This window comes from Microbulbifer sp. TB1203, from assembly GCF_030997045.1.
Lineage (GTDB): Bacteria > Pseudomonadota > Gammaproteobacteria > Pseudomonadales > Cellvibrionaceae > Microbulbifer.
Genome location: NZ_CP116899.1, coordinates 3,450,342 through 3,474,075 on the forward strand (window position 1 = coordinate 3,450,342; position 23,734 = coordinate 3,474,075).

The following is a 23,734-nucleotide window of genomic DNA, read 5'->3' on the forward strand; positions in this document are numbered from 1 at the left end:
ATGTGCTGATTTGGAACCTCGATCATTCGTCTGCACAGCTGCGTAGGATGGGCAAAGCGTAGATGCCCATCGGGGTTCGGAAGATGGGCACGCTACGCTTTGCCCATCCTACAAAATCGCGGTGCCGGCAAATTCAGTCCACCGCTTTTTCGCGCTCCTCCGCCAGTTGCTCGTCGAGTTTCTTCTCTGCCACATCCGCGTAGGCCCGGCAGCTGGTGGGCGTACTCTGTACCGCCTCGGTTTTGTATACCCAGCCGCTGGCGCCGGGGTGCGGGGTCAGCAACAGATCGCAGGGGAGCTCGCGCACCTTGGCAAAGGTGGAGCGGTAATCGTCGACGATGCGCGGATAGCGGGGGTTATCCAGCAAGCGATAGCCGGGTGCGCTGAGGCTGTCGACATAGGCGATATCCACCACCTTGCCGCCGCGGCGGTCGCGCCAGGTCCACGCCATGCTGCCGGGAGTGTGGCCGGGGATAAAATCCACTTTCAGGCGCAGGTCGCCGAGGACCACCTCCTCGCCGTCGTGCAGCAGACGATCGATCTGCAAAGGCGGAAACAGCAAGCCGTCACCGAAATGAATATCGTCGGAGCCGCCGCGGGCCAGCAGTTGAGCCGACTCCGCATTGCTCACCACCCGCGCGCCGGTGGCGCGCCGGATCGCCGCCAGCGGGCCCACATGGTCGGCGTGGGCATGGCTGTGCAGGATCACTTTCAGGTCCCCGGGCTCCACACTCAGCGCGCGCATATTGGCGAGCAGATGGTCGGCGGCCTGGGGCATGCCGCCGTCGATCAGAACGGCACCCTCGCTTCCCTTCAATAGAATCGCGCTCAGGCCGGCGGTACCGATCTGCCAGGTGCGCTCGGCAATGCGCAGCGGCTCCACCGGCTGTCGCCACTCGGCGGGCACTTCATAGGCCTTTAGTTGTGGCAGCGGAGCGAAGTTCTCGGCCTGGGCAGTACAAGCCAACGTTGAAATAATCGCGGCTGCGGCCCCGGTTTTCGCTTTCATTCTTATACTCCTGTGTTGATTTCAGGGCAGTTTGTTTCACCGCCGCTCAGTGCGGAGTCGATCCACTCCGATATTTTTGCAAAGACCTCTTCGCGGTGATTTTTTCCATCGCTGCTGTTTCATTGCAATAAATCCGTTTTGCCGTCAGGTCACCAGGAGCTGTGCCACAACAACTTCCAGTCGCGAAGACTGGAAAAAACCGTGTAGGAGCGGCCGTTGGCCGCGATCGGTATGTGCCACTAGCAAAGCTGATAGCGGCCAACGGCGGATGGCCGCCCCGCCGCTCCTACAGAGAGAGGTATCGTCGCGGCCCGTGGGCGCCGGGCCTCAGCCGGCTGCCACCCTGTCCCGCCACTCGACCGAAGTCAGGCGATACAGGCAGTGGCGACGCAGCGGGCTGCCGGCCGGAACTCGGGGATGCTCGAATATTTGCGGGTCCTCGCGCATACCCAAGCGCTGCATTACCCGCTGCGAGCGGATATTCTGCAACGCGGTGAATGAGACCACTTCCCGCAGCTGCAGTTCTTCGAATGCAACGCAAAGTGCCGCATTCGCCGCCTCGCTGGCATAGCCGCGCCCCCAATAGGAAGACGCCAGGCGCCAGCCGATTTCCACGCAGGGAGAGAACGGCAACTCAGGAGGCGCGTGTTGCAGGCCGACGAAGCCGATAAATTTTCCGTCCTGCCGGCGCTCGACCGCCCAAAAACCCCAGCCGTGTTCGGCGATATGCGCGCTCAGGCGATCCACAGAGGCATCGCTCGCGGCCCGGTTCAGGATTGCGGGGAAGTATTCCATTACCTGCGGGTCCGCATTCAACTCGGCAAAGGGCGTGCGGTCCTCATCGCGCCACTGGCGTAGCAGCAGGCGGTCGGTTTGCGGTTCAATCAAATTATTCATATTGCTCGATGTAGGGTGCGCCGCGCGCACCGCTTTGCTCCGATGGTGCGCGCGGCGCACCCTACGCAATAAAGTTTTCCGAGGGCGCAATCATATAGGCGCAGCCCGCGAGCCAGTCGTGTGGCTCGGGATACTCGGCCTGCCGGAAGCCGAGTTTTTTATACAGCCTTTGCGCCGGAGTGTTGTCCTTCAGCACAAACAGCGAGCACTCCTTGGCATCCAGTTGGCCGCAGCCCTGTTGCACCAGCTTCGCTATCAGTGCTCTCCCTAACCCAGCACCGCGATGTTGCGGCGAGACGATCAGCCTGCCCAGGTGGCAGCGGCCCAGGCGGCCGTAGTACTGGCCGAAGCCGAGCAGCTCGCGCTCTGCATTTACCAACGCATGGCTGGGCAGCTCCCGCCAGCGGCAGTCCTCGAAAAAAGTCTGCTCGGTAAACGGGAAGCGGAACTGCGGCCCACCCCACTGCAGGCACTGGCGGCGGTCCGGCAGCCAGGTCATCAGGGTTTTCAGTTGGCTGTCCGTCGCGGGTTCGAGTCGAAAGCCTTTCACGGGGCACCTCCGCAATGCGTTTCGTCGTTCCGGCGCGCAAGCCGGAACCCAGGGGCTACGAGCTGGATACCGGCCTACGCCGGTATGACGAGTCTATGAGAGTTCAATCCAAGATAGAGTTCAAGGTTTCCTGCGGCTCGCCGCCAGCCAGCGGTCCAGCTGGTCGGCAAACGCCTTGCGGTCGCTCTGGCTGAGTGCCGGGGGGCCACCGGTGTGCACGCCGCTGGCGCGCATGGTGTCCATAAAATCGCGCATATTCAGCAGAGCGCGGATATTCGCCTTGGAGTAGCGCTCGCCGCGGGGGTTGAGGGCATCGCCGCCCTTGTCGATCACCTCCGCCGCCAAGGGGATATCGCTGGTGATTACCAGGTCGCCGGCCTCGCAGCGTTTCACGATTTCGTTGTCGGCCACGTCGAAACCCGAACTCACCTGTAGCGATTTGACAAAGCGCGATGGCGGTACACGCACCGGCTGGTTGGCCACCAGCGTCATTTCCGTCTGTGTGCGCTCGGCGGCACGGAACAGGATTTCCTTGATCACCACGGGGCAGGCGTCGGCATCGACCCAGATTTTCGCCATCAGTTTTCTACCTCTCGATGCAGTTCTCTTCATTGCGATCCGGCGGCGCGCCCTGGTCGCATTTCTTGCAGTTTAATAAATAGCCGAGCATGGCGTTGCGCCCGGACTCGCTGGTGACCCAGGGCCGGTTGGTCCAGGGCGGGTTGTGACGCACGTGCTGGTTGTGCCCGCAGGCCAGCTCCGCCACCCAGTGGTTTTCTTCGTCGCGGTGGTAGCCGGTGATGGGTTGTTGCATGGGGACTCGGCCCGGCTGGAGTTTGTCGGGCCAGTTATAGCTAATTGGGGCGGGGATGTATATGTGGAGCTGGTTCCGCCGCGCCGGAATGACCCTTTTGTAGGAGCGGCGGGGCGGCCATCCGCCCATGGCCGCGATCGGAGTTCAGTAGAATCCCGGAGACTGATCGCGGCCATGGGCCGCTCCTACAATCAGTGGGAAGATTAGTTTTCATGGGTTTCGGGGACACCGAAGCGGATAAAGCTGGTGGCGGTCAGGCGGCCGGTGCGGGGGTCGGCGCTGAGGCCGCAGTGGGGATCGATATTGCCGGAGTGCAGCTGGTTGCCGCGGTAGATAAGCGCGCGGTTGAAGCACGCATCGATGCAGGCGATCTGCTCGAACAGTTCGCTGTCTCCGTCGAGGTAACCCGGCGCCGGCGGCGAGGCCATTACCTGGCGCTTGAGCTGGGCGGCGTAGCCGTGCAGTCGCTCACCGTCGATAAATTCGAAGCCACTGGCGCGGTGGCGATAGAAAGCGGTGCCGCCGAACTGCGGCGGGCACAGGTAGTGCACCACTGCCAGCTGGCTCGGGTCGCTGGTGTCGAAGTGCGGCAGCCGCTGGATGGGCCGCAGCTGCTGCGGTGGCGTGGTGGCAATGGACAGCGCGCACAGCAGCGGTTGGGCGCGGGCGCCGGGCGGCAGTTCGAACACCTCGCGCAGAACCCGGTCGAGCGCCTCGCACAGCTTCTCCGCGTAGGCCTGGGGCAGCGGCTTGCGGACTCCCGGATAGTAGTCACCACCCCGCGCGCGGAAAGGCGGCGCGTCCGCGGCGAATTCCACCAGCGATTCCGGTTCCGCCGCCAAGCCGTCGATCACCAGCAGTGGCTGACGCTCGTCGCCCAGGCTGGCCACCTGGATCTTCGGCACCGCGGCGCAGTGAAAATTGACTTCCATCTGCGCGGCCCCGCGACTAGGATTCTGCGACCGCTGCTTCCCGGGCATTTTTGCGCTCTATCAGCGAATAGATATGTCCCAGGGAGGTGAGCATGCTGTAAATATGGCCGAGCATGCCGGCGGCGCTCAGCTGCTGTAGTGGCTCGCCGCCAAGCCCCCTGAGTTTTTCCTCGTCCACCGTGTAGAGGCCCTCTACCCGCCGGAAATCGCCGCTGGCAAAGGTCACTTCCAGGCGCATCGGCGTGATCAATTCCAGTTCCTGCAGACAGCGGACCAGCTCCTCGCTCTGTTTTTCCCCGTCGAGCAGCTGCCCCAGAACCCCCTGCATTCTTTCCAGGTAGGGGCTGCCGCGGCCCTCATCGTCGAACAGTGCCTCCGTCGATTCCCGCCCCGGTTGCCGCTGCACGCAGGGACTGTCCTCGTCGATACACACCAGCGGCTGGCTGTTTTCATCGGTGCCGACAAAAAACGGCTGCCGGATAATATTCAGCGGCGTGTACAGCGACTGCCAGCGGTCCCCGTTCCAATACAGGTTTTCCCCTTCGGCAAAACCAAACAGCGCGGCGCAGACAAAGCGGCCGGTTTCCGCATTTTTGGTCAGCACTATCGGATAGTCGATCGCCAGCTTCAGGAATTCGCTCGGCATCACCGGCACCATGCGCAGGGACGCGGCCTGCCGCTCTATCCCGGCGGTATCTATGCGGATGTCCCGGTGCAGTTCGCTGTTCAGTGCTACCAGCCTGGCCATATTGCTTGCCTCTTTTTTAATGAACCGAATCAGATCGCCTGCAACCCATACTGGTGAATCCGCTCCAGCAATTCCCGGTGTTTCGGCAGTACGGCCAGTGCGCGCTCGGTGGCCTTGCGGTTACTGGCGAAGTGTTCCGCTGCCGCCTGCTCCTCGCGCAGCCGGTGCGCCATGCCGTCGACGTCCGTCTCGAAGCCCATGCCGTAGAGCACATATTGATAGCTGGCCGCCGGAAACACTTCGTTGTTACTGGTGAAATCGCAGTCCCCCGGCGGCCGGTAGCGCCACAGGGCCAGCAGTTCCCGCAGGCTGTCCGGCACCCATGCCGGGTCGCGGTTATCGCGCCAGAAAGTGCTGTCTTCGCGCCTGCTGAGCAGGTAGTGCAGCTTGAGGAAGTCGACGATGCGGTCCCAGCGGTAGCGGAAGGTTTCATTGAAGCGGCGCGCGGTGATATCCATCACATCGCGGTGTGCCGGCAGCTGCTCGGCGATCATCTCCGCGGACAATTCCACCAGCACCAGTGCAGAGGCTTCCAGGGGTTCCAGGAAACCCGCCGACAGGCCCACCGCCACGCAGTTGTTGACCCAGAATTTTTCCCGGTGGCCGCTGTGGATCGGTATCTCGCGCACGGATAAATTCTCTATCCCCGGCCCCACATAATCGCGCAGACGCTGGTGCGCCTGTTCCCCGGTGGTGTGGCCGCTGGAGTATACGTAGCCCACGCCGCGGCGGCGGGTGAGGCCGATATCCCAGATCCAGCCGGCGTCCCGGGCGGTGGAAATGGTGTGGCAGGCGATGGGATCGTCGGGATTTTCATAGGGCACCTGTACCGCCAGTGCGCGATCGATAAACAGCACATCGCTGCGGTCGATAAACGGCACCTGGTAATGGCCACCCAACAAGCGCGAGGAAAAACCGCTGCAGTCCACGAACAGGTCCCCGGGCAACTCACCGGAATTGCGCGTGTTCAGCGAGGTGATATCGCCGTTGGCGGCGGTGTTGACCGACAGCACCTCGTCCCGCAGGTGACGCACCCCCAGATTCTGCGTGCAGTGGCGCTGCAGGAATTCGGCGAACTTGCCCGCATCCAGGTGGTAGGCGTAGTTGGCCACCGAGGTGTATTCCGGCGTGGTCATCTGCTTTGGCGCCAGGCCCCGCTCACACAACTGTTCCTGGTAACAGACCGCGTTGGAGAAGGACTGGCCCTGCGGCTTCAGTGAACGCTGCCAGTAGGGAACAAGGTCCATTTTCAGAAAGCCCTGGGGCAGTACCAGCGGGTGGTAGTAAAAGTCTTCCGCATCCCCGGTGACCCAGCCCGCAAACCTGGCGCCCTGCTTGAAGGTGGCATCGCAGCTGCGCAGGAAATCGCTCTCGGAAATCCCCAGCTTGCGCAACGTCTTGCGCATGGTGGGCCAGGTACCCTCGCCCACGCCGACGGTGGGAATACCCGGGGCTTCGATCAGCGTGACCTGCACGCCGTCGTCTCCATGGCTGTGCATGGCGGCGATGCGCCCGGCGACGATCCAGCCGGCGGTACCGCCGCCTACCACTGTCACGGATTTTGTCGGTTTGTTCATGGCCGATCTCGTTATTGATTTATCAAGCAGACTATTGCTCCGTTGTAGGATGGGCAAAGCGCAGCGTGCCCATCTTCCGGGGCTTGATGGGCACGCTGCGCTTTGCCCATCCTACAAATTGCCCTGCCGGCTCTTAAAAGGTAGCGCGCAGGCCCAGCGCAAAGCGCCTGCCGCTGTCTTCCGCCAACAGGAAGTGGTTGTCGTAGCGCCCGTGCTTCAGCAACACCTCCTCGGTCAGGTTCAGGCCCTCGAAGAATATCGAAACACTGTCGTTGATGTCGTAGCTGGCGCTCATATCCCACTGCTGGTAATCGTCGACGAACGTGGGTTCGCCACTGACAGTCTGTACCAGTGACTGCAGGAACTCGTCGCGCCAGTTCCACGCCAGGCGCGCCTGGAAGGGGCCCTTCTCGTAGAAGCCCACCAGGTTGAAGGAGTCGCTCAGGCCGGTGAGCGCGAAGGTCTGGGTCACGTCGTCAACATCCAGTTCCGCATCGCTGTCCACCAGGGTCGCATTGGCGATAACCCCGAAGCCGGTGTCGCCGAAACTGTGCTGCACCGCCAGCTCCAGGCCGTCCACCTGGGCGCTCTCACCGTTGCTCGGCTTGGTGAGGGTGAACGTCGCCACGCTGTCGTTTGGATCCACCGCGTTCTGCGGGTCCTCGCCCGGGGCTATGCCGGTGACATCGCCGGTGGACGGGTCGGTCACCAGCTCGCCGGCGCTGTTGGTGAAGGTCTGGTCCTCGGTGGTGCTGATAATGAAGTTCTCCACATCCTTGCGGAAGTAACCCACCGAGACGTAGCTGCTGTCGCCGTAGTAGTACTCCAGGGACAGGTCGAGGTTGTCGGAGGCGAAGGGCTCCAGTTCCTGGTTGCCGGAACTGGACCGCAGGTTGCCGCCCTGGCGGGTGGTGTTGATCACCGTGACCGGCGACAGCTGATCCAGGGTCGGGCGGGTCAGGCTGCGCGAGGCGGCGAAGCGGGCCACCAGCGAATCGGTGATATCCAGCTTCACGTCCATATTCGGCAGCACTGAGTGGTAGCTGGAGTCGGCGCTGAGGGGCTGGGCTTCACCCACTACCGCCTGCAGTTCGGTCAGGTCGAGAATATCCAGGCGCTCCAGCGGCGACTCGGTGCCCTCTACGGCGACGTCGGTGCTCTCCACGCGCACGCCGGTGTGTGCGGTCAGCGGCATGCCCGCCAGCTCGCCGGCGAATTCCAGCTCCAGGTAGCCGGCGAGTATGTCTTCCTCCACCTCGTAGGAGTTGTTGCGGCGCACCGCGTCGTAACTGATCCCGGCAATATTCTCCAGGTAGGCAAACAGCTGCTCGCCGTCGTGGGCCAGCCACTGGGTGGTGAGATTTTCGCTGCCGCTGACGTCGCCGAGGAAGCCGGAGCCGGCGTCGAATACGGACAGGAATTCGTCGGGGATATCGACACCCTCCGGGTAACCGCAAAAGGTGCAGTGCACGCCGTTGGCCTCATCGGTGAGGCGCACGTTGCTCTTGGTCTGGGTGGAGTAGAGCAGGCCGAAGCTGGCGCGGGTGAGGCCGCTGCTGCTGCCCTCGTCCCAGACGCCGTCGATGTGGTACTGGTCCACCTGGTCGTCGGTGGCCCAGCCGCGGCGCAGCATCACGTGGGCGCGGCCATTGCTCGGGTCCAGGTAGTCGCTCACCCCGGCCTGCACGCCGTCGGCATTGTTGATGGAGGGGTCGGCGGACTGGAACTCGCTGGAGTGCGGCAGTATCTGCCCCGGATGAATCTGCAGCCGCGAGCGGTTCAGGTAACCGATCAGCGAAAGCTGGTTCTCGCCGCCGTTGTTGCCGGCGCGCTCGGCACTGGAGGTGGAGGCGTCGAAGCTGAGGCTCAGGTTGTCACTCGCGGCCCACTGGGCGTTGATGCCGTACTGGGAGGTCTTGGTGAGGCGGTCGAACTTCTTCGCGTGGAAGTCGGTGGCGTGGCCCACCTCCTGGAACAGGTCGATGGCGGTGCCGTTCTCGTCCAGCACGATATTTTCCAGGTTGTCGGCGGTGAACCAGTGGCCGAAGGAGGTGGCGTCGGTCTCGATATCGAAATCCGAGTAGATGCCGTCCAGGGTCACTTCCAGGTCGTCGGTGGGCGCGAACTGCAGCACCAGGCTGCCGCCGGTGCGGGTGCGCTCCTCGAAGGTGACCTTGGTGTCGAAGTTCTGCGGAATAAAGGTATTCCCGGAGCGGCTGGCGGAATCGTCTATCTCAGCCGGGTCCACGTTGTCCAGCACGTTGGCGAGCCAGCCGTCGGTCTGCCCCTGGTTCAGGCGGGTACTGCGTTCCTGGTGGGAAACCGCCAGCAGCACACCGAACTTTCCATCGGCGAAGGTATTACTCACCAGGCCGGAAATCTGCGGCGACGACTCCTCGCTGTTCTCGTCGTACAGGCTCTTGACGCTACCGGCGACCTTGAAGCCGTTGAAATCGAACGGCCGCGCGGTGGTCACATTCACCGTGGAGCCGACGCCGCCGGACTGCATCCGGGCGGTGGAGGTCTTGTGCACCGCGATGCCCTTCACCAGCTCCGAGGCCAATGTGTCGAAGCTGAACTCCCGGCCCTGGTTCTCGGTGGCCATCTGGCGGCCGTTGACCAGCACGGTATTGAACTGCGGGCCGAAGCCGCGCACGGTGATCAATTGGCCCTCGCCGCCGGAGCGGTCGATGGAAACCCCGGTGATGCGCTGCAGCGATTCCGCGACATTGGTGTCGGGAAATTTGCCGATATCCTCCGCGGAGATGGCGTCCACCACGCCGCTGCCGTCGCGCTTGATATCCATGGCGCGCTGCAGACTGGCGCGGATGCCGGTCACCGATACTTCCTCGATGGTGCTCGGCTGCTGTGCATCATCGCTTTGCGCCTGGGCGCCGGCGCCGAACATGGAAGCCATGATCGACAGAATGGCGCTGGACAACTTGTTCTTTTTATACACTGTGCTCGACCCTCCAATGGGATGTCCTGCTGTTATCGTCAGCTGGCCATCGTCGCCCACCATTGCCTTGAGGCCGGTACCCCGAAGCAGAATCTCCACCGCTTCGTCGATCGGGTAGCTTCCCACCAGCCGCTGCGCACTGACTTCCCGCACTTTGTCGTAGGGAAAGATCAGGGTCACATCGGCCTGCTCGGCAAATTCCGTGAGCGCAATGTCCGCTCTCTGCCGGGGAATATTGAAGGGAGTTTTTTCGTGTAGGCGAGCGCCATCCGCCAGCAATGATGAGGAACTCATCATCAGCAGGCTGAAGGTCAAACACTGAAATAAAGCCCTGTCGTCTTTCCCGGACGCCACAATGTCAGCGGCGTGGTTGGAAGACGACTCGGCCGGAAATTTCCGCCATCGGGTCACTGTTTTTAATGCATCTGGTTATTATTTTGTTGCCATGTAACTGCTCATCCCTGTGACACTAAGCCAAGGCCTGGGCGGCCCCGCTACCGGTAGTCGTTCGTTCAACAGCCTCATCGGCAATCGTTTCTCGAACGACTCCCGGCATCAGGGCCTTCGCATCAAGCTCCCGCATTCTTTCCCGAGTCCCGAGGGCGACTAGTTACCTTGCCATTTTCTTTATCGGGCGATTGAGAATCAGTCCGTAATTTTCACTGTTGTTCCATACGGCTCAACGCGTCTCTTCATGATCATCCCGGCGCGCCCTCAATATCACCGTCTGCTCGTCGATACGCTCGTTGGCAATATCAAAATTGTCGTTCAGGGTGCGGAGCAATCCTTTAATATCGCCGGTGCGGAAAAGGCCGGCCACGCGCACGCCCTTGAGCTGCTCATCCTCGATACGGAATTTCACCGAGGTGTAGCGGCTGATTTCGGCCACCGCCTGCTCCAGCGGCTCGCCGCGGAACACCAGGTTGCCGCTGCGCCAGGACAGTCTGGCATCCATCTCCGCCGGCTCGATCCTCTCCACCTGTTCCGGTTGCGGGCGCTCCCCGCTCATCAGCAACCGCTCGCCCCCGGAGACCGCAGTGGCCGTGGCGGGCAGCGGCTGCGGCTCGCTGCGCGCACCGCCGGGGCCCCCATTTTGCCCATCGGCGACCCGCACCCTGCCCTCGGTGACGATCAGCTCCACACTCCGGTCGCGCCGCAGCTGCACGTTGAAGGCGGTGCCCACCGCCTGCACCACCCGGCCGGCGGCCAGTACGCTGAGGGGCCGCTGCCTGTCGCGGGCCACCCGGACATTGATCTCGCCCCGGTCCAGCTCGATCAGGCGGCTGGTGAGGGTGTAGTGCACGCGCACCAGGCTGTCGGTGTTCAGCACCAGGACGGAGCCGTCCGGCAGGTTGACCGTGGAGTGCTCGCCGATCGCGGTCTCGTATACCTTGTTGACGGTGGATGCCAGCCGCGAAACCGGCGGCGAACCCGTCAGCATGCCAGCCTGCCACAGCGCCGCACCCAGCACCAACAATACCGAGGCGGCCGCGGCGAGCCAGCGGCCGAATGACGGCTTCTTCTCTACCGGCGGCGGGAACAGGTCGGCGAGCCGCGATAGCGCGTCCATCTTGTCCCACAGCTCGGCAATCTGCATGAAGGTGTCGCTGTTCTCACGGCTGGCCGCCAGCCAGCGCTGGAAGTCGCGGGTCTCGGATTCGTCCAGGCCGCGGTCGAGCCTGGCCAGCCATTCGCTGGCCTCGTCGAGGCAGCGCTCGCGGTCGGGCAATTGGTAGACGTTGCTCATGGGCGCCCCCCACGGCCGGCGCCGGACACGGTGCGCGGGCCGGCATCCGGGGAGCCGCTGTTGCGCTGCTGCAGCATGAACAGGGTGCAGCGCTTGATTCCTGTGGCGATATGTTTTTCCACCGTACTCTCACTGATATTCAGCTGGCGGGCGATTTCCCGCTGCGAATAGCCGTAAACTTTTTTCAACACGAATGCGCGGCGACACTGAACCGGCAGCTGCCGCACCGCCTCGCAGAAGTGCGCGAATTCCTCGTTGCTGGCGACAATTTCGTAGGTGCGGTCAGTCCCGTGACCCAGCTCAGGGCTGAGATCGAATTCCTCATCCATGCTCACCGCCAGCCGCGACTCGGCGCGCTTGACGTAGTCGAGCGCCAGGTTGCGGGCGGTGCGCATCATAAAGGAGCGCGGCTGGTCGATAGGCCCACGCCTGGCCGCCTGGCAGACGCGCACATAGGTCTCCTGGACTATGTCCTCTATCTCCTTCGGCGGCGCTATGCTGGAAACCAGCCGCGCCAGGCTGCCGCGAACGCCGATAAAGATGTCCGCCAGAGTCTCATCCTTCGCCATAGAACATCTCTGAATTATTGAAATTATGATGTCTCCACGCAGGTAGACGACTCGCGGAAAATTTTCCCCTAGTGGGCCACAAAGTTTTCCTTACGATTTGGTTGTTTTTTGAGCGCTTGCCGGCCGGGGCTTCGCCGGAGCGGCAGGCGCGGCTGCGGGCAACCACTCACAGGCAGCCAGGACTGGTAGAATCGCCGCCTCGACACCCATTTGCGATGTATCTCTGTCCATGTCCCAGCTCAACCCCCGCCAGGCGGAAGCGGTGAAGTATATCGACGGGCCCTGCCTGGTGCTGGCCGGCGCCGGTTCCGGCAAGACCAGCGTGATCACCCGCAAGATCGCCTACCTGATCGAGGAGTGCGGCTACGCCGCGCGCCATATCGCCGCGCTCACCTTCACCAACAAGGCGGCGCGGGAGATGAAGGAGCGGGTGAGCAAGCTGTTGAGCGGGCCCGGCGGCAGCAAATCGCGCAATTCCCGCGGGCTCACCGTGTCCACCTTCCATAACCTGGGGCTGAACATCCTGCGCCGGGAGTACCGCACCGCCGGCTTCAAGCCCGGCTTCTCCCTGTTCGACAGCGAGGACAGCCGCGGCCTGATCAAGGAGCTGATGCTGCGCGACGGCGACCTGGACACCGACCTGCTGGACCGGGTGCAGAACCAGATCTCCAACTGGAAGAACGACATGCTCACGCCGCGCCGGGCCCTGGAACAGGCCCAGAGCGCCGGTGAGCAAGCCATCGCTATTGCGTACGGGCGCTACTGCGACGCGCTCAAGGCCTACAACGCGGTGGACTTCGACGACCTGATCCTGATCCCGGTGCAGCTGTTCGAGCAGGACCCGGAACTGCTGGCCCGCTGGCGCAGGAAGATCCGCTACCTGCTGGTGGACGAGTACCAGGACACCAACAACTCCCAGTACCTGCTGGTGAAACTGCTGGTGGGCGGCCGCGGCGGCCTCACCGTGGTGGGGGACGACGACCAGTCCATCTACGCCTGGCGCGGCGCGCGCCCGGAGAATATGAGCCAGTTGAAGGTGGACTTCCCCAACCTGCGCCTGATCAAGCTGGAGCAGAACTACCGCTCCACCAGCCGCATCCTCAAGGTGGCCAACCACCTGATCGCCCACAACCCTCACGAGTTCGACAAGGCGCTGTGGTCCGACCGCGGCATGGGCGAGGAGATCCGCGTGATCAAGGTGGGCAGCGAGAACGAGGAGGCGGAGCGGATCGCCAACGAAATCTTCCTGCAGAAATCCCGTCGCGGCTGCAAGTTCATGGACTTCGCGGTGCTCTACCGCGGCAACCACCAGGCGCGCCTGCTGGAAATGAAACTGCAGGAGCACCAGATCCCCTACCAGATGTCCGGCGGCACCTCGTTTTTCGCCCGCGCCGAGATCAAGGACGTGATGGCCTACCTGCGCCTGCTGGTGAACCCGGACGACGACAACGCCTTCCTGCGCATCATCAACACCCCGCGCCGGCAGATAGGCACCAGCACCCTGGAGGCCCTGGGCAACTATGCGAAAACCCGCGAAATCTCCATGTTCAGCGCCTGCTCTGAGATCGGCTTCAAGGAGCATATCAACGAGCAGGGCTACGAGCGGCTGAACCGCTTCGCGCTGTGGCTGGAAGGCGTGGCCCGCAACTGCCGCGAGAACAGCCCGGACGCCGCCCTGCGCGAAATGCTCGACGATATCGACTACGCCGGCTGGCTGAACCAGAACGCCAGCAGCGAAAAAGTCGCCGAGAAGCGCATGGAGAACGTCTTCTGGCTGCTGGAATCCCTGAACAAGAGCATGGAGAAGATCGACGACGAACTGGAGCAGGACATCCGCCTGGAACAGGCCATCGCCAAGCTGATCCTGCGCGATATGCTCGACCGCCAGGAAGAGGAAGAGGCCACCGACAAGGTCAGCCTGATGACCCTGCACGCGGCCAAAGGCCTGGAATTCCCCCACGTATTTATGATCGGCATGGAGGAAAACCTGCTGCCGCACCGCAACAGCATCGAAGACGACAATATCGAGGAAGAACGCCGCCTCACCTACGTGGGCATCACCCGCGCCCAGAAGACCCTCACCATGACCCTGGCCGGCAAACGCAAGATGTTCGGCGAAAACCACGACACCACCCCCAGCCGCTTTTTGGATGAGCTGCCGGAGGAGGATGTGGAACTGGAGGGATTCGGCAAGGCCACCCCGGAGCAGAATCAGGCCAAGGGGGAGGAGACGCTGGGGTCGCTGCTCAGCATGTTTGATTGAATGCTCCCCTCTCCCATTTATGGGAGAGGGCCGCCCCGGGACCGCGGAGCTCCAGCTCCGCAAGCGGGCCGCAGGCCCGCCCTGGGACAAATCGGCAGGACAGCCGATTTGGGCGCCGCCGCTTGCGGCGGCGGGGCAAAGGCCCCGAGCGCCATGGATGGCGCGAGTCAGCGCCGAGCCCCAGCTCGGCAAGCGGGCCAAAGGCCCGCCAGAGGGTGAACACATCCACCTCCCCAAACAAAAAGGCCGCTCAACGAGCGGCCTTTTCGCAACAGAAGTAAGCAACTATTTACTTACTGCTTTCCACCATATAGTCCACAGCGGCCTTCACCTCGTCCTCGCTGCAGTCCATACACAGCCCCTTGGGCGGCATGGCGTTGAAGCCGTTGATCGCGTGGGTGTACAGGGTGTCGATGCCCTTGTCGATCCGCGGCCCCCAGGCAGCGGCGTCTCCGAACTTGGGGGCTCCGGCAGCGCCGGTGCCGTGGCAGCTGAAACAGGAACCTTTGTACACTGCTTCACCACTGCGTGCACCGCCGCCTGCCGCGGGCGCCGCCGCAACCGCCGCGGCGCACTCCTCGCCCTTCATGCAGGTCTCGCCCACCGGCGCGATACGTTCGGCAATCTCTTCGTCCACCGACTGCGCCACCGCGGCCGCCGCGCCCAAGGCCAGCGCCGCCACTACACCCAGAATACTCTTCATCAAATCCCCCTAGCGGCCGCTACAGGCGGCTCGTAGACTTTCGGCACTGTGCCGCACACCTCTACCAAGCGGCGCATTATAAGCATTGCGGCGCCCGCTGCGAAGAGCGCCGGTCTTTATAGCCTCTATAGCCCCAATCCGCTTTGCCGCGTAGCCCCCCTTCTGTATAATCCGCGTCCGCACTGGCAACAGGCCAGACCGCGACCCGCCCCTAGCTCAGCTGGATAGAGCGTCGCCCTCCGGAGGCGAAGGTCAGAGGTTCGAATCCTCTGGGGCGGGCCATATCCTCTTCTCAGTTAATCCAGTAAAGCCTTACACCCCGCGACACGCCTAGTGTTCCGCGTTATATTTGCGTCCAGATTAGTCTAACTTGTACCCCCAAAACTGGGGGTATCTGGGGGCACATTTGGGGGTATTTGGGGGGGGCCGCGCCAATAGATACCCCCAAACTCCGCCGCAGGCCCCGCCAATATTGGGATAGCGCAATGGCACTGACGGAACTACAGGTAAAGCAGGCGAAGCCACGGGACAGGGACTACAAGCTCAGCGACGGAAAGGGAATGTTCCTGCTGGTGACGAAAACCGGCGCCCGTTACTGGCGGCTCAAGTACCGCCACCCCCACACCAGAAAAGAGCGCGTATTGGCCCTGGGGGTGTACCCGGAAACCAGCCTCAAGAAAGCCCGCCAGAAGCGCGACGAGGCCCGCCAGTTGCTGGTGGACGGCATAGACCCGAGCGACCACCGCAAAGCCCGCCAGGCAGAGAACTACACCGCAGCCACCAACACCTTTGAGGCGGTGGGCCGCGAATGGTACGCAACTAAGATGGGCGGCAAGTCGGAGAGCTACCGGTACCGCACCTTGCGAATGCTGGAGCGCGATTTATTCCCCTACCTGGGCAGCCGCCCCGTTGCCGAAATCACCCCGCCGGAACTGCTGACCGTCCTAAAGCGGATCGAGGGGCGCGGCGCTATCGACACAGCCAAGGGCGCCAAGCAAACCGCGAGCAAGGTTTTCCGCTTCGCCATTGCCGGGGGCCGCGCCACCAATGACCCCGCCGCCGTGGTGGGCGACCAGTTGCAACCGGCGCAGAAACGGCACTTCTCCGCGATAACCACCCCAGCGGCCGCCGGCAAGCTGCTGGTGGCCATAAACGGCTATCAGGGCACCCCAACAGTGCGGGCGGCGCTGAAACTGGCCCCGCTGCTGTTCTGTCGCCCCGGCGAGCTCCGCGCCCTGGAGTGGGCGGAAATCAACTGGGAGGACCAGCGGATAGAACTGCCCGCCTCCAAGATGAAAATGCGGGAACCGCACATAATCCCACTGGCCCGCCAAGCGGTGGCCATTCTGCGCGAGCTGGAGCCGCTTACAGGCCGTTTCCGCTATGTGTTCCCCTCTCCCAAGGGGGCCAGCCGTTGCATGTCTGAAAACGCCGTACGCGTCGCCCTGCGCAATATGGGCTATGGCAATGACCAAATGACCGGCCACGGCTTCCGCGCAATGGCGCGCACCCTGCTGGACGAAGAGCTTAACGAGCGGGTGGAGTACATCGAGCATCAGTTGGCGCACTCAGTCAGGGACGCCAACGGCACCGCCTACAACCGCACAAAGCACCTGCCGCAGCGAGTGGTCATGATGCAACGGTGGGCGGATTACCTGGACAACCTGCGCGAGCAGACGAAGGCGGGCAACGTGGTAACCGTCAAGTTCGGCGCCCAATAGCCACCGAATTTCAGCGCCTAGGGTAGCTCCCGAAAAGCCGCGACCCTTGGCGGCCTGGCGCTGAATCTAGATCAAGGGGGTTCTCTGTAAGGGGGAGATCATTGGCCAAAATTACAACCGTCGAGAGACTAAGAGAACTCGCGCCTTGGTTTAATCTTGCTGATTACCAAATTTGCGATGGCTTCACTGCTCAAGAATGGGCCGACAACTTCGAAGCCAGGCGGATAGCGAGATTTTGCGCCAGGTTCGAAATCGATGGGGAAAGGGCACCAATCCCGGACCCAGCCGAGTGGGAGGAGTCGTTTTGCGTGAATCAGGCCGCATCTGATCATTCAGATGATTCTGATGATTCAGATTTGCTCGAGGAAGCATTCAAAAATTCGAGGTTCCGAGACGCCCGCAACCGCATTGCCGCCCCCATCTCCATGTCAGAGATAAAACATATCGCAAGAACCTTTAGCGGGAGCGAATCAGACGGGGTCGCCGTAGACGACGTTTATGGTATTGATCGCGCACATATAGCTATCAGACTAAGAGCAACTGACGCGGAAATTCTAGAAGCCGTTCAGAGTCTAATCACCAAATACCGCAAAGCAGCTGGTATCACCCCCGTTGTTTATGGCGGAGGATCGGGATTCAACTTGGCAAGGATTCGGCAAAACAAGATTTTGGCGTTTGTGGACCTGAGTTTGTGGGCCGAGATTCATGGCCACACTATCAGCAACCCCCTCTATATCCGGGTTCTATTCCCGATGGCCCCCAAGCGGGAAGATTATGTCCGCACTACGCTGCGCCCCCTGGCAGAAGCAGCCTTGGAGCCGTCTTTCTTCTTCGCAGCATGCCAAACCGAAACAGTATAAAAATTGATCCACTGATTTTTCTAGAAAATCAAAGGCGCTGATTCGGCGAAATTTTTTGCTGTATTTTTACACAGTAGCGGTTTTTATATTTCTTTGCGTTAACTAGACAACGCGAGGAACAATCATGACCGCTACCGCGACCACCTCCATTCTTCCCCAAGATCCCGACGCCTTTTGCAGGGCAAAGGAATGTGCCCGTTATCTGGGCATTGGCCTGAGCACCTGGTGGCTATGGGTGAATCAGGGCAAGGTGAAGCGCCCCATCAAGCTGGGCCCGAAAACATCCGTCTGGAAGGCCGGCTATATCCGCGAGTTTCAGCGCAAGCTGATCGAACAAGCAAACGCATAGTTGGGGGTGAACCATGGAAAAGAAAAAGGCCACCCCGAGCAGAAGCGGCCCCAAACAAGCTGTTATCACCCCGAATAATAACACCCCCAAAGATCCCACCAAGCTGGAGCGGGTATTGGCCTATCTGGCCACCGGGCGCAGCCTCCACCGCTTTGAGGCAGAGCGGGAGGTTAACGACCACTGCCTCCCCAGCACCATGAGCGAGATTAAGCACGGCCTGTGTATTCCCTATCGGGTGAGGTATGAAACCGTCCCTGGCTGGCATGGCCACCCTACCCGCGTCGCCCGTTACTGGCTGGGGCGGGAAGAACAGGCGCAAGCGTGGCAACGGGTTTTCGCAATGCGCAAGCGCCGGGGGGTATCCCCATGAAGTGCCCCAAGTTCGACAGCTGTAGCGCGCCTATCTGCCCATTCGATCCCGGGCGGGACAAGCGCACCTACCTGAAAGGCGAGCCGGTTTGCATGTACATGCTTGAGTATGTGAAGCCTGGCGGCGTGGAAAAAATGCGGGGGACTATAGGGGACAAAGGGGCGGCAGCAATAGGTAGGGCCACCCAAGGGATAGAAAAGCGCTGGAAACCACTATTCCGGCGGTTGTGCATTGCCTCCCAGACCCCTTCCCGCCTTGGGGGTGCGTCATGAGATTTGTTGTCGAGATAGAGCAGGTAATAACTGTCCCCATGGTGGTGGAGGCCAACAGCGAGCGGGAGGCGCGGGCGCTGGCAACGCAGCTGCTACAGCGATCGCCGGCCGGCGGCCCCGAATCGGTGGGTGACCCCATAGCGCAGTTGCCGCGGATCCGCTCCGCGAGGAAGCTGGGGGAGTAATGGCCAAGGGATACAAGCAGGGGGCGCGGAAGGCGGGCGGGCCTAAGTTTGCCGCCTTTCCTGCGCGCATGCTGAATCACCAGAACTTTGCCGCGCTCTCCCCTCGAGCCAAGGCCCTGCTGTTCCCGCTGGCAGCCCAGTACAACGGGCGTAATAACGGCGACCTGTGCGCCTCCTTTTCGGTTATGCGCCCGCACGGCTGGACCAGCAATGACCAGCTACAGAAAGCGCTGCGGGAGCTGCTGGCCGCAGGCTTCCTGATCCAGACTCGCCAGGGCCGCCGCCCGAACCTGGCCAGCCTCTACGCACTGAGCTGGCGCCCAATCGACGAGTGCGCAGGCAAGCACGAACTGGCGGCAACGGTAACCGCGCCGAACAGCTGGGAGGGCCAGAGGTAACAACTTTCGATTTTCTGATGGCCGCCACACGGCCTAGGCTTAGGCCGCCATGCGGCCCTATAGCGCGGCAATTCGTTCGCCTCTAGACCGCCACACGGCCCTATATTTGCGATTTTCGCCCCTTCCCTAGGCCGCCACACGGACACCTTTCTAGATATATACCATGTACCCATAGGGTATTTATCCAGTGGGCGGGCTCGCAGGAGCGTGCGCGCCGGCTACACCGCCGCCTCCCCTGGGCGGCGCGGGTCCTTCCCGGGGGTTCGCGCTCACGGGTCCGCAGCAGCGCGTGGTTTCGCTATTTACAGCGCATTTTTTCAGGGGGTTGGTGGTTGGTCATTGGTGCGGCGCAGCCATTACGGGGCGCGGCCCCAAAACCCCTAGAAAAATAGGCCGCAACCGCATTGGCGGCATCCACCGGGGCCGGCGCGAATGACCAACTACAGCCCTCACAGCCGGCGGTTCCGTGTTTGGCATTCGGCGTGCGCTCCTGTTCCTGGTGCCGGCTGCCCAATCGAGTAACGCACCCGGAGTTACCTATGCGTTACCAGCGAAGCGGCCCTGTACCGGAGTGGGCGGCACCTGGTGCCGGGGCGGACTCTCTGTCAGGGGTGACAGTCTGGCATGGGTGTCACCGTGGCGCCCCGCGGGCTCGGCGCCGAGCCCCCTACGCGAGGAGGGGGGCGGTCGCCTCCCCTACTGGCGGCCCCGCTGAATGCTGCCAGGCCACAAAAGCGGCCCTGTACGGAAATACAGGGGCGAAGTAAATGGGCCAGGCCAACATGCCCCGAACAAGAAAACGCGCTCAGAACGGCACACAGGCGCCTCAAGGCCATTCACGAATCAGGGGCCACCCCCAGCTGATGAACAGCCCCGCAGTTATTGACCCCAGTTAATCTAATGGCCTATCCTAATTCCGTCGCGGCAAAATCCGCGGCCGGGATTGGAACCCCGGAACTATCAGGCGCGTCAAAGTCGCCTACCGTTGTACGCGGCTTTTTTTGTGCGCGACAGCTCCCTGTTATGGCGGGCTGGCGTAGGGGACATTTGTGCCCGCCGTTACCTGATAGCGGTAGTTCCAACCTACGTTCAGCCTGCCACCCAACCACGATTGGAACCGCGGCGGTGGCCACCTCATATCAGGAGCTATTGCCATGAAGATCACCCTGCCCGCTCGTCGGGACTACAGACCTGAGCCCGCCCCACTGGAAACCCTGCCCTTCGTCTACCGGCCGGGCCGGGGCAACAAGAAAGCCAAGCGCAGTAACTGGAAGCTGCCGCCGGTCGATGATTACGGTCTGGCCTGCGACCTGGGGCGCGAATACGCCGCCCACTTCGTCCAGTACCTGAAAGACAATCCGTTCTGGGTGGGCAAGAACCTGCTGGGCCATATCCTGGCCGATATCGACTATCAGGACAGCACCGCCGCCAAGGGGTGCCATGTGGGCTTTTTCTCCCATCTGGAGCGCCTGCTGTACGCACAGGCCGCGCGTATGGATGTGTTCGACGATGTGGACCGCCTCAGATGGGGCCACGCCGACACTCTCACCGAAGACACGCAATGACCCTGGGGGCCGCCTGCCGATCCCTCGCCGACACCACCCCGTGCGTCTGCTGGCGGCCGGGGCCGGCTTCGCCCTTGAGCGGGTGAAGTTCGCCCTGTTCTCCGCGGGGGCGGCCCCTTGCGGCACCGGCGCCCCTGCGGATAACCAACCACAACCACCCCGTACTGACAGCGCTGTCCTTGCTTTCCGGTTCTCTGCTGATACGGCCCGCTCGCATTTTAAGGGCGCCCCGCACTGACGGGGGCTGAGCATTCTGTCGCTCATGAGACCGCCGGAAGCCGCACGACCACCGGCTGGAAGCCCCTCAAGCAGAAGCATTTGGGGGTACATTTGGGGGTATCAAAGACAAATCAGCTTAGCCAGTCACAATAAAATCAATAACTTATGCATGCTTTTCGGACCATCTGGGGGGGCCATATACAAAAAAGGCCACCCTTGCGGTGGCCTTTTTTGTATACGGATTGCCTCAGGGCCCGATGAGAACCTCCGTTCGACTCGGAGCGTAGCGGAGAGCAGCAAGCCCGCAGGGCGAAGCTAATCCTCTGGAGCGGATTCGCGATATTCGGCGAGTCACCCTTCTTAAGATTCCCACCAACCCGGGCGCTGGCATTTGTTGTGTAGGATGGGCAAAGCGCAGTGTGCCCATCCTACAAACTGGCTCCTACAGCGTACATTCGTCATTCCGGCGTAGAGCCTGTGCCGGGCTTGATCCGGTACCGGAATCCAGCTTGGTGGCACCTGGGCTCCGGCCTACGCCGGAGCGACGAATGGGCTTGATTCAGAGAGCCCGGATCAGGCCAGGCTGTGCACTACGCTGTGGCTGCCGGCCTCGGCAAATTCGGTGCTGTCGATGTTATCGATGAATTTCCACTCCGCTTGCACCTGTGCCTTGCTGAAAGTCAGCGCCATATAACCGCGCTGGTGCAGGTTGCAGTACTGCAGGTCGTCGATCAGCAGCGACATACCCTGAGCCAGTTCCTGGGCGGACTTGTCGTCCAGCTTGAGATAACTTTCCATCCCCGGTGAAGTGACACTGGGCGTGGCGAATTCCAGCCCCACCATGCGCCCACTGACGTCTTTCAGGTGGCTGTACCAGGCGTTGTGGGTATCCCCCGCCACCACCACCAGGTTTTTGTTCAGCTCGGTAACGCGCCGGTACAGCGCCTCGCGCTCCACGGCATAGCCGTCCCAGGCGTCGAGGTTGTAGGGCACAAGCTGTTCCAGCCGAGCGCGCTGGGCGTCGCTCAACGGCTCGCCCCGCAAGCTGGCCGCTTTCAACGCCACCAGTTCGGCGGTGGGATTTTCCTTTCCGCCGGTGGCGTAATTGGTCATGATCTCCGCCGGCAGGTGCATTCTGCCCATCAGCACCTGCTGGCCCAGCAGCTGCCAGTGGCCATCGGATTTTTCCAGGGTTTTCTCCAGCCAGGAGAGCTGCTTCCGGCCGAGGAGGGAACGCGCCGGGTCCGCCAGCGCCGCGGCGAAGGACTGGCCGTCGAGGGCGCCGTCTTCGCCGATGTAGGCCGCGAAGTCTACCTGTTGGTCGCGGCCGATGACGCGAGTGTCCAGCATGTGCAGGTCCAGCAGATCGCCGAAGCGGAAGCTGCGGTAGATCTGCGGATTTCTCTCCCCCCGCGGCGGGCGGATCGGCAGCCACTCATAATAGGCCTGCACCGCGGCGGCGCGGCGGGCGAAGAAATCGCCCTCGCCCTCATTGTGGTTTTCCGCACCGCCTGTCCAGGTATCGTTGGTGATCTCGTGATCGTCCCACACGGCGATAAAGGGCGCGGCCGCATGCAGCGCCTGCAGGCCGGCATCGGTGCGGTAGAGGGCGTAGCGCTTGCGGTAATCCGTCAGGGTCAATAGTTCGCCGCCGTTGTCTTCCGGCAGCGCGCGCCCTATTTCCGCGGAGCGCTCCGTGGCATAGCCGTCGGCGGGGTATTCGTAGATGTAGTCGCCCAGGTGCAGCACCGCGTCCCAATCGTCTCTCTGCGCCGCCAACTGGTAGGCATTGAAATAGCCGGCGGGATAGTTGGAGCAGGAGAAAACGGCCAGTTTCACCTGCTCCACCCCGCCCTCGGGCAGGGTCCTGGTGCGGCCCACGGGGCTTTGTTCACTGGCGCCGATAAAGCGGTAAAAGTAGCTGGCGCCCGGCTCCAGCCCGCGCACGTCGATCTTGATGGTGTAATCCCGGGCGAGATCCGTATTCGCGCTGCCCCTACGCAAAACATCCGTGAACTGGCTGTCCCGGGCCAGCTCCCAGGTCACTTTCACCGGGCCCACCGGCTCACCGCCCTTAGCCGGCGTGGCCCGGGTCCAGAGGATGACGGCATCCTGCAGCGGATCGCCGCTGGCGACGCCGTGCTGGAAAGTGACCTCGGAGGGCAAGGCAGGCCTGGTCATGGCCTGCAGCGGGGTGGATACCAGCACGCCGCCGGAGGCGGCCAGGGCGGCCTTGATAAAATCGCGTCGGGTGAATCTTTTCACGGTTGTCTTTTTTCTGGTTGTTGGGGGTACTCTATCAGGCTAAGGGGAGAATATGACAGCTGTACTAAGAAACGGAGAAGCTGGCTAGTTGGTTACGGCCAGCGTCGCCCTCTCAGCTCTTTGCAAATTTGAGCCGATGTTCTGACGGACCCGGAACAAGACCTTGTGCCGCATTAACCCTGTTTACATACCTTAAAATATAGGTATATAAACCTACTTTTAAGGTTTTGGTGATTACCGTGCTTGAAGCCATATTGGGCTCAACCAGCGCCGAGAGGGTTCTGGTATTCCTCTGCGCCAGAGAAGGCGGCTACGCCGCCGAGATAGCCAGGGCATTCGCAACTGACCTCAGCCCCATTCAGAAACAGCTGGAGAGGATGGAGCGCGATGGCCTGCTGATCAGTCGCACTATCGGCCGCACGAGGGTCTATGAATTCAATCCCCGCAATCCCTTTGTCCCTGAGTTGAAATCACTCCTGCAAAAAGCGCTCGATCTGTATCCGGAACAGATAAAAGAAAACCTGCTCCTCGATCGACGACGTCCTCGCAAAAAGAGCAAACCGCTATGAAATCGATCGGCGAGTTATCTCGGCTGGAATTGGCGGCCCTGCTGCGAAACCCTGAAAAATCACGGGATCGACGTGGTGCTATCCGGCGGCTCCTGCGTTTCTATCTATTCATCAGAACGGTACGTTTTAGTTTGAAGTCCAATCGGCAGATAGCCCAAGTGATTCGGGACAGACACCAATTTGTTAGCCTGCC

At 62.0% G+C, this 23,734-nt stretch carries 22 protein-coding genes and 1 tRNA gene; 10 read left to right on the forward strand and 13 right to left on the reverse strand.

Going from position 1 to position 23,734, the window contains the following annotated elements:
- Nucleotides 1–133: 133 nt before the first annotated feature.
- From bla to PP263_RS14485, 11 genes are all read right to left on the reverse strand, one after another.
- Nucleotides 134–1,009 carry a subclass B3 metallo-beta-lactamase gene (gene bla / locus PP263_RS14435; protein ID WP_308364289.1) on the reverse strand — a complete coding sequence of 292 codons (876 nt, stop codon included), beginning with the start codon at nucleotides 1,007–1,009 and terminating at the stop codon, nucleotides 134–136.
- Between the two features lie 327 nt (nucleotides 1,010–1,336).
- Nucleotides 1,337–1,906 (reverse strand): GNAT family N-acetyltransferase, encoded by a 570-nt coding sequence (locus PP263_RS14440; RefSeq protein ID WP_308364290.1) that lies wholly within the window; start codon nucleotides 1,904–1,906, stop codon nucleotides 1,337–1,339.
- A 61-nt stretch (nucleotides 1,907–1,967) separates the two neighbouring features.
- Nucleotides 1,968–2,456, reverse strand: a complete 489-nt coding sequence (locus PP263_RS14445; RefSeq protein ID WP_308364292.1) for a GNAT family N-acetyltransferase — start codon at nucleotides 2,454–2,456, stop codon at nucleotides 1,968–1,970.
- Between the two features lie 120 nt (nucleotides 2,457–2,576).
- Nucleotides 2,577–3,035: a YaiI/YqxD family protein gene (locus PP263_RS14450; RefSeq protein ID WP_308364294.1), complete on the reverse strand. Its 459-nt coding sequence runs from the start codon at nucleotides 3,033–3,035 to the stop codon at nucleotides 2,577–2,579.
- 7 nt (nucleotides 3,036–3,042) lie between these two features.
- Entirely contained in the window at nucleotides 3,043–3,270 is a 228-nt protein-coding gene (locus PP263_RS14455) for a DUF3565 domain-containing protein (RefSeq protein WP_308364295.1), read from the reverse strand.
- 203 nt (nucleotides 3,271–3,473) lie between these two features.
- Complete coding sequence (locus PP263_RS14460) at nucleotides 3,474–4,202, reverse strand: DUF6445 family protein (RefSeq protein WP_308364296.1); 729 nt, start codon at nucleotides 4,200–4,202, stop codon at nucleotides 3,474–3,476.
- A gap of 16 nt (nucleotides 4,203–4,218) precedes the next feature.
- Nucleotides 4,219–4,950: a SapC family protein gene (locus PP263_RS14465; protein ID WP_308364297.1), complete on the reverse strand. Its 732-nt coding sequence runs from the start codon at nucleotides 4,948–4,950 to the stop codon at nucleotides 4,219–4,221.
- Between the two features lie 29 nt (nucleotides 4,951–4,979).
- Nucleotides 4,980–6,527 carry a tryptophan 7-halogenase gene (locus PP263_RS14470; RefSeq protein ID WP_308364299.1) on the reverse strand — a complete coding sequence of 516 codons (1,548 nt, stop codon included), beginning with the start codon at nucleotides 6,525–6,527 and terminating at the stop codon, nucleotides 4,980–4,982.
- 133 nt (nucleotides 6,528–6,660) lie between these two features.
- Nucleotides 6,661–9,801, reverse strand: a complete 3,141-nt coding sequence (locus PP263_RS14475; RefSeq protein ID WP_308364300.1) for a TonB-dependent receptor — start codon at nucleotides 9,799–9,801, stop codon at nucleotides 6,661–6,663.
- A gap of 364 nt (nucleotides 9,802–10,165) precedes the next feature.
- Complete coding sequence (locus PP263_RS14480) at nucleotides 10,166–11,233, reverse strand: FecR domain-containing protein (RefSeq protein WP_308364302.1); 1,068 nt, start codon at nucleotides 11,231–11,233, stop codon at nucleotides 10,166–10,168.
- Complete coding sequence (locus PP263_RS14485) at nucleotides 11,230–11,802, reverse strand: sigma-70 family RNA polymerase sigma factor (protein ID WP_308364303.1); 573 nt, start codon at nucleotides 11,800–11,802, stop codon at nucleotides 11,230–11,232. The genes PP263_RS14480 and PP263_RS14485 overlap by 4 nt, the downstream gene beginning before the upstream one ends.
- A gap of 229 nt (nucleotides 11,803–12,031) precedes the next feature.
- On the opposite strand from PP263_RS14485, the gene rep reads away from it, so the two are divergent.
- Entirely contained in the window at nucleotides 12,032–14,065 is a 2,034-nt protein-coding gene (gene rep, locus PP263_RS14490; RefSeq protein WP_308364304.1) for a DNA helicase Rep, read from the forward strand.
- Nucleotides 14,066–14,354: 289 nt separating this feature from the next.
- On the opposite strand, the gene PP263_RS14495 is transcribed toward rep, so the two are convergent.
- Nucleotides 14,355–14,768 carry a cytochrome c5 family protein gene (locus PP263_RS14495; RefSeq protein ID WP_308364305.1) on the reverse strand — a complete coding sequence of 138 codons (414 nt, stop codon included), beginning with the start codon at nucleotides 14,766–14,768 and terminating at the stop codon, nucleotides 14,355–14,357.
- A 205-nt stretch (nucleotides 14,769–14,973) separates the two neighbouring features.
- Here PP263_RS14495 and PP263_RS14500 point away from each other — a divergent pair.
- The 8 genes from PP263_RS14500 (at nucleotide 14,974) to PP263_RS14535 (ending at nucleotide 20,488) form a co-directional block, all read left to right on the forward strand.
- Nucleotides 14,974–15,050: transfer RNA gene (locus tag PP263_RS14500), tRNA-Arg, on the forward strand.
- 203 nt (nucleotides 15,051–15,253) lie between these two features.
- Nucleotides 15,254–16,489, forward strand: a complete 1,236-nt coding sequence (locus PP263_RS14505; protein ID WP_308364306.1) for an integrase arm-type DNA-binding domain-containing protein — start codon at nucleotides 15,254–15,256, stop codon at nucleotides 16,487–16,489.
- 101 nt (nucleotides 16,490–16,590) lie between these two features.
- Nucleotides 16,591–17,349, forward strand: coding sequence for a DUF6387 family protein (locus PP263_RS14510; RefSeq protein ID WP_308364307.1), 759 nt, complete (start codon nucleotides 16,591–16,593; stop codon nucleotides 17,347–17,349).
- Between the two features lie 124 nt (nucleotides 17,350–17,473).
- On the forward strand, nucleotides 17,474–17,698 hold the full coding sequence (locus tag PP263_RS14515; RefSeq protein ID WP_308364308.1) for a hypothetical protein: 225 nt from the start codon (nucleotides 17,474–17,476) through the stop codon (nucleotides 17,696–17,698).
- A gap of 13 nt (nucleotides 17,699–17,711) precedes the next feature.
- Nucleotides 17,712–18,068: a hypothetical protein gene (locus PP263_RS14520; protein ID WP_308364310.1), complete on the forward strand. Its 357-nt coding sequence runs from the start codon at nucleotides 17,712–17,714 to the stop codon at nucleotides 18,066–18,068.
- 268 nt (nucleotides 18,069–18,336) lie between these two features.
- Nucleotides 18,337–18,525, forward strand: a complete 189-nt coding sequence (locus PP263_RS14525) for a hypothetical protein (RefSeq protein WP_308364312.1) — start codon at nucleotides 18,337–18,339, stop codon at nucleotides 18,523–18,525.
- A complete protein-coding gene (locus tag PP263_RS14530) occupies nucleotides 18,525–18,923 on the forward strand; it encodes a hypothetical protein (protein ID WP_308364313.1) in 399 nt (132 codons plus the stop codon). Before PP263_RS14525 ends, PP263_RS14530 begins: the two co-directional genes overlap by 1 nt.
- 1,154 nt (nucleotides 18,924–20,077) lie before the next feature.
- Nucleotides 20,078–20,488: a hypothetical protein gene (locus PP263_RS14535; protein ID WP_308364314.1), complete on the forward strand. Its 411-nt coding sequence runs from the start codon at nucleotides 20,078–20,080 to the stop codon at nucleotides 20,486–20,488.
- Between the two features lie 792 nt (nucleotides 20,489–21,280).
- Here PP263_RS14535 and PP263_RS14540 read toward each other — a convergent pair.
- The gene (locus tag PP263_RS14540) at nucleotides 21,281–22,972 is read right to left on the reverse strand and encodes an alkaline phosphatase D family protein (RefSeq protein ID WP_308364315.1); all 1,692 of its coding nucleotides are present in this window, start codon (nucleotides 22,970–22,972) and stop codon (nucleotides 21,281–21,283) included.
- Nucleotides 22,973–23,211: 239 nt separating this feature from the next.
- Here PP263_RS14540 and PP263_RS14545 point away from each other — a divergent pair, with 239 nt between their 5' ends.
- Nucleotides 23,212–23,541, forward strand: coding sequence for a winged helix-turn-helix domain-containing protein (locus PP263_RS14545; RefSeq protein WP_308364318.1), 330 nt, complete (start codon nucleotides 23,212–23,214; stop codon nucleotides 23,539–23,541).
- The last annotated feature ends 193 nt before the right edge of the window (nucleotides 23,542–23,734 follow it).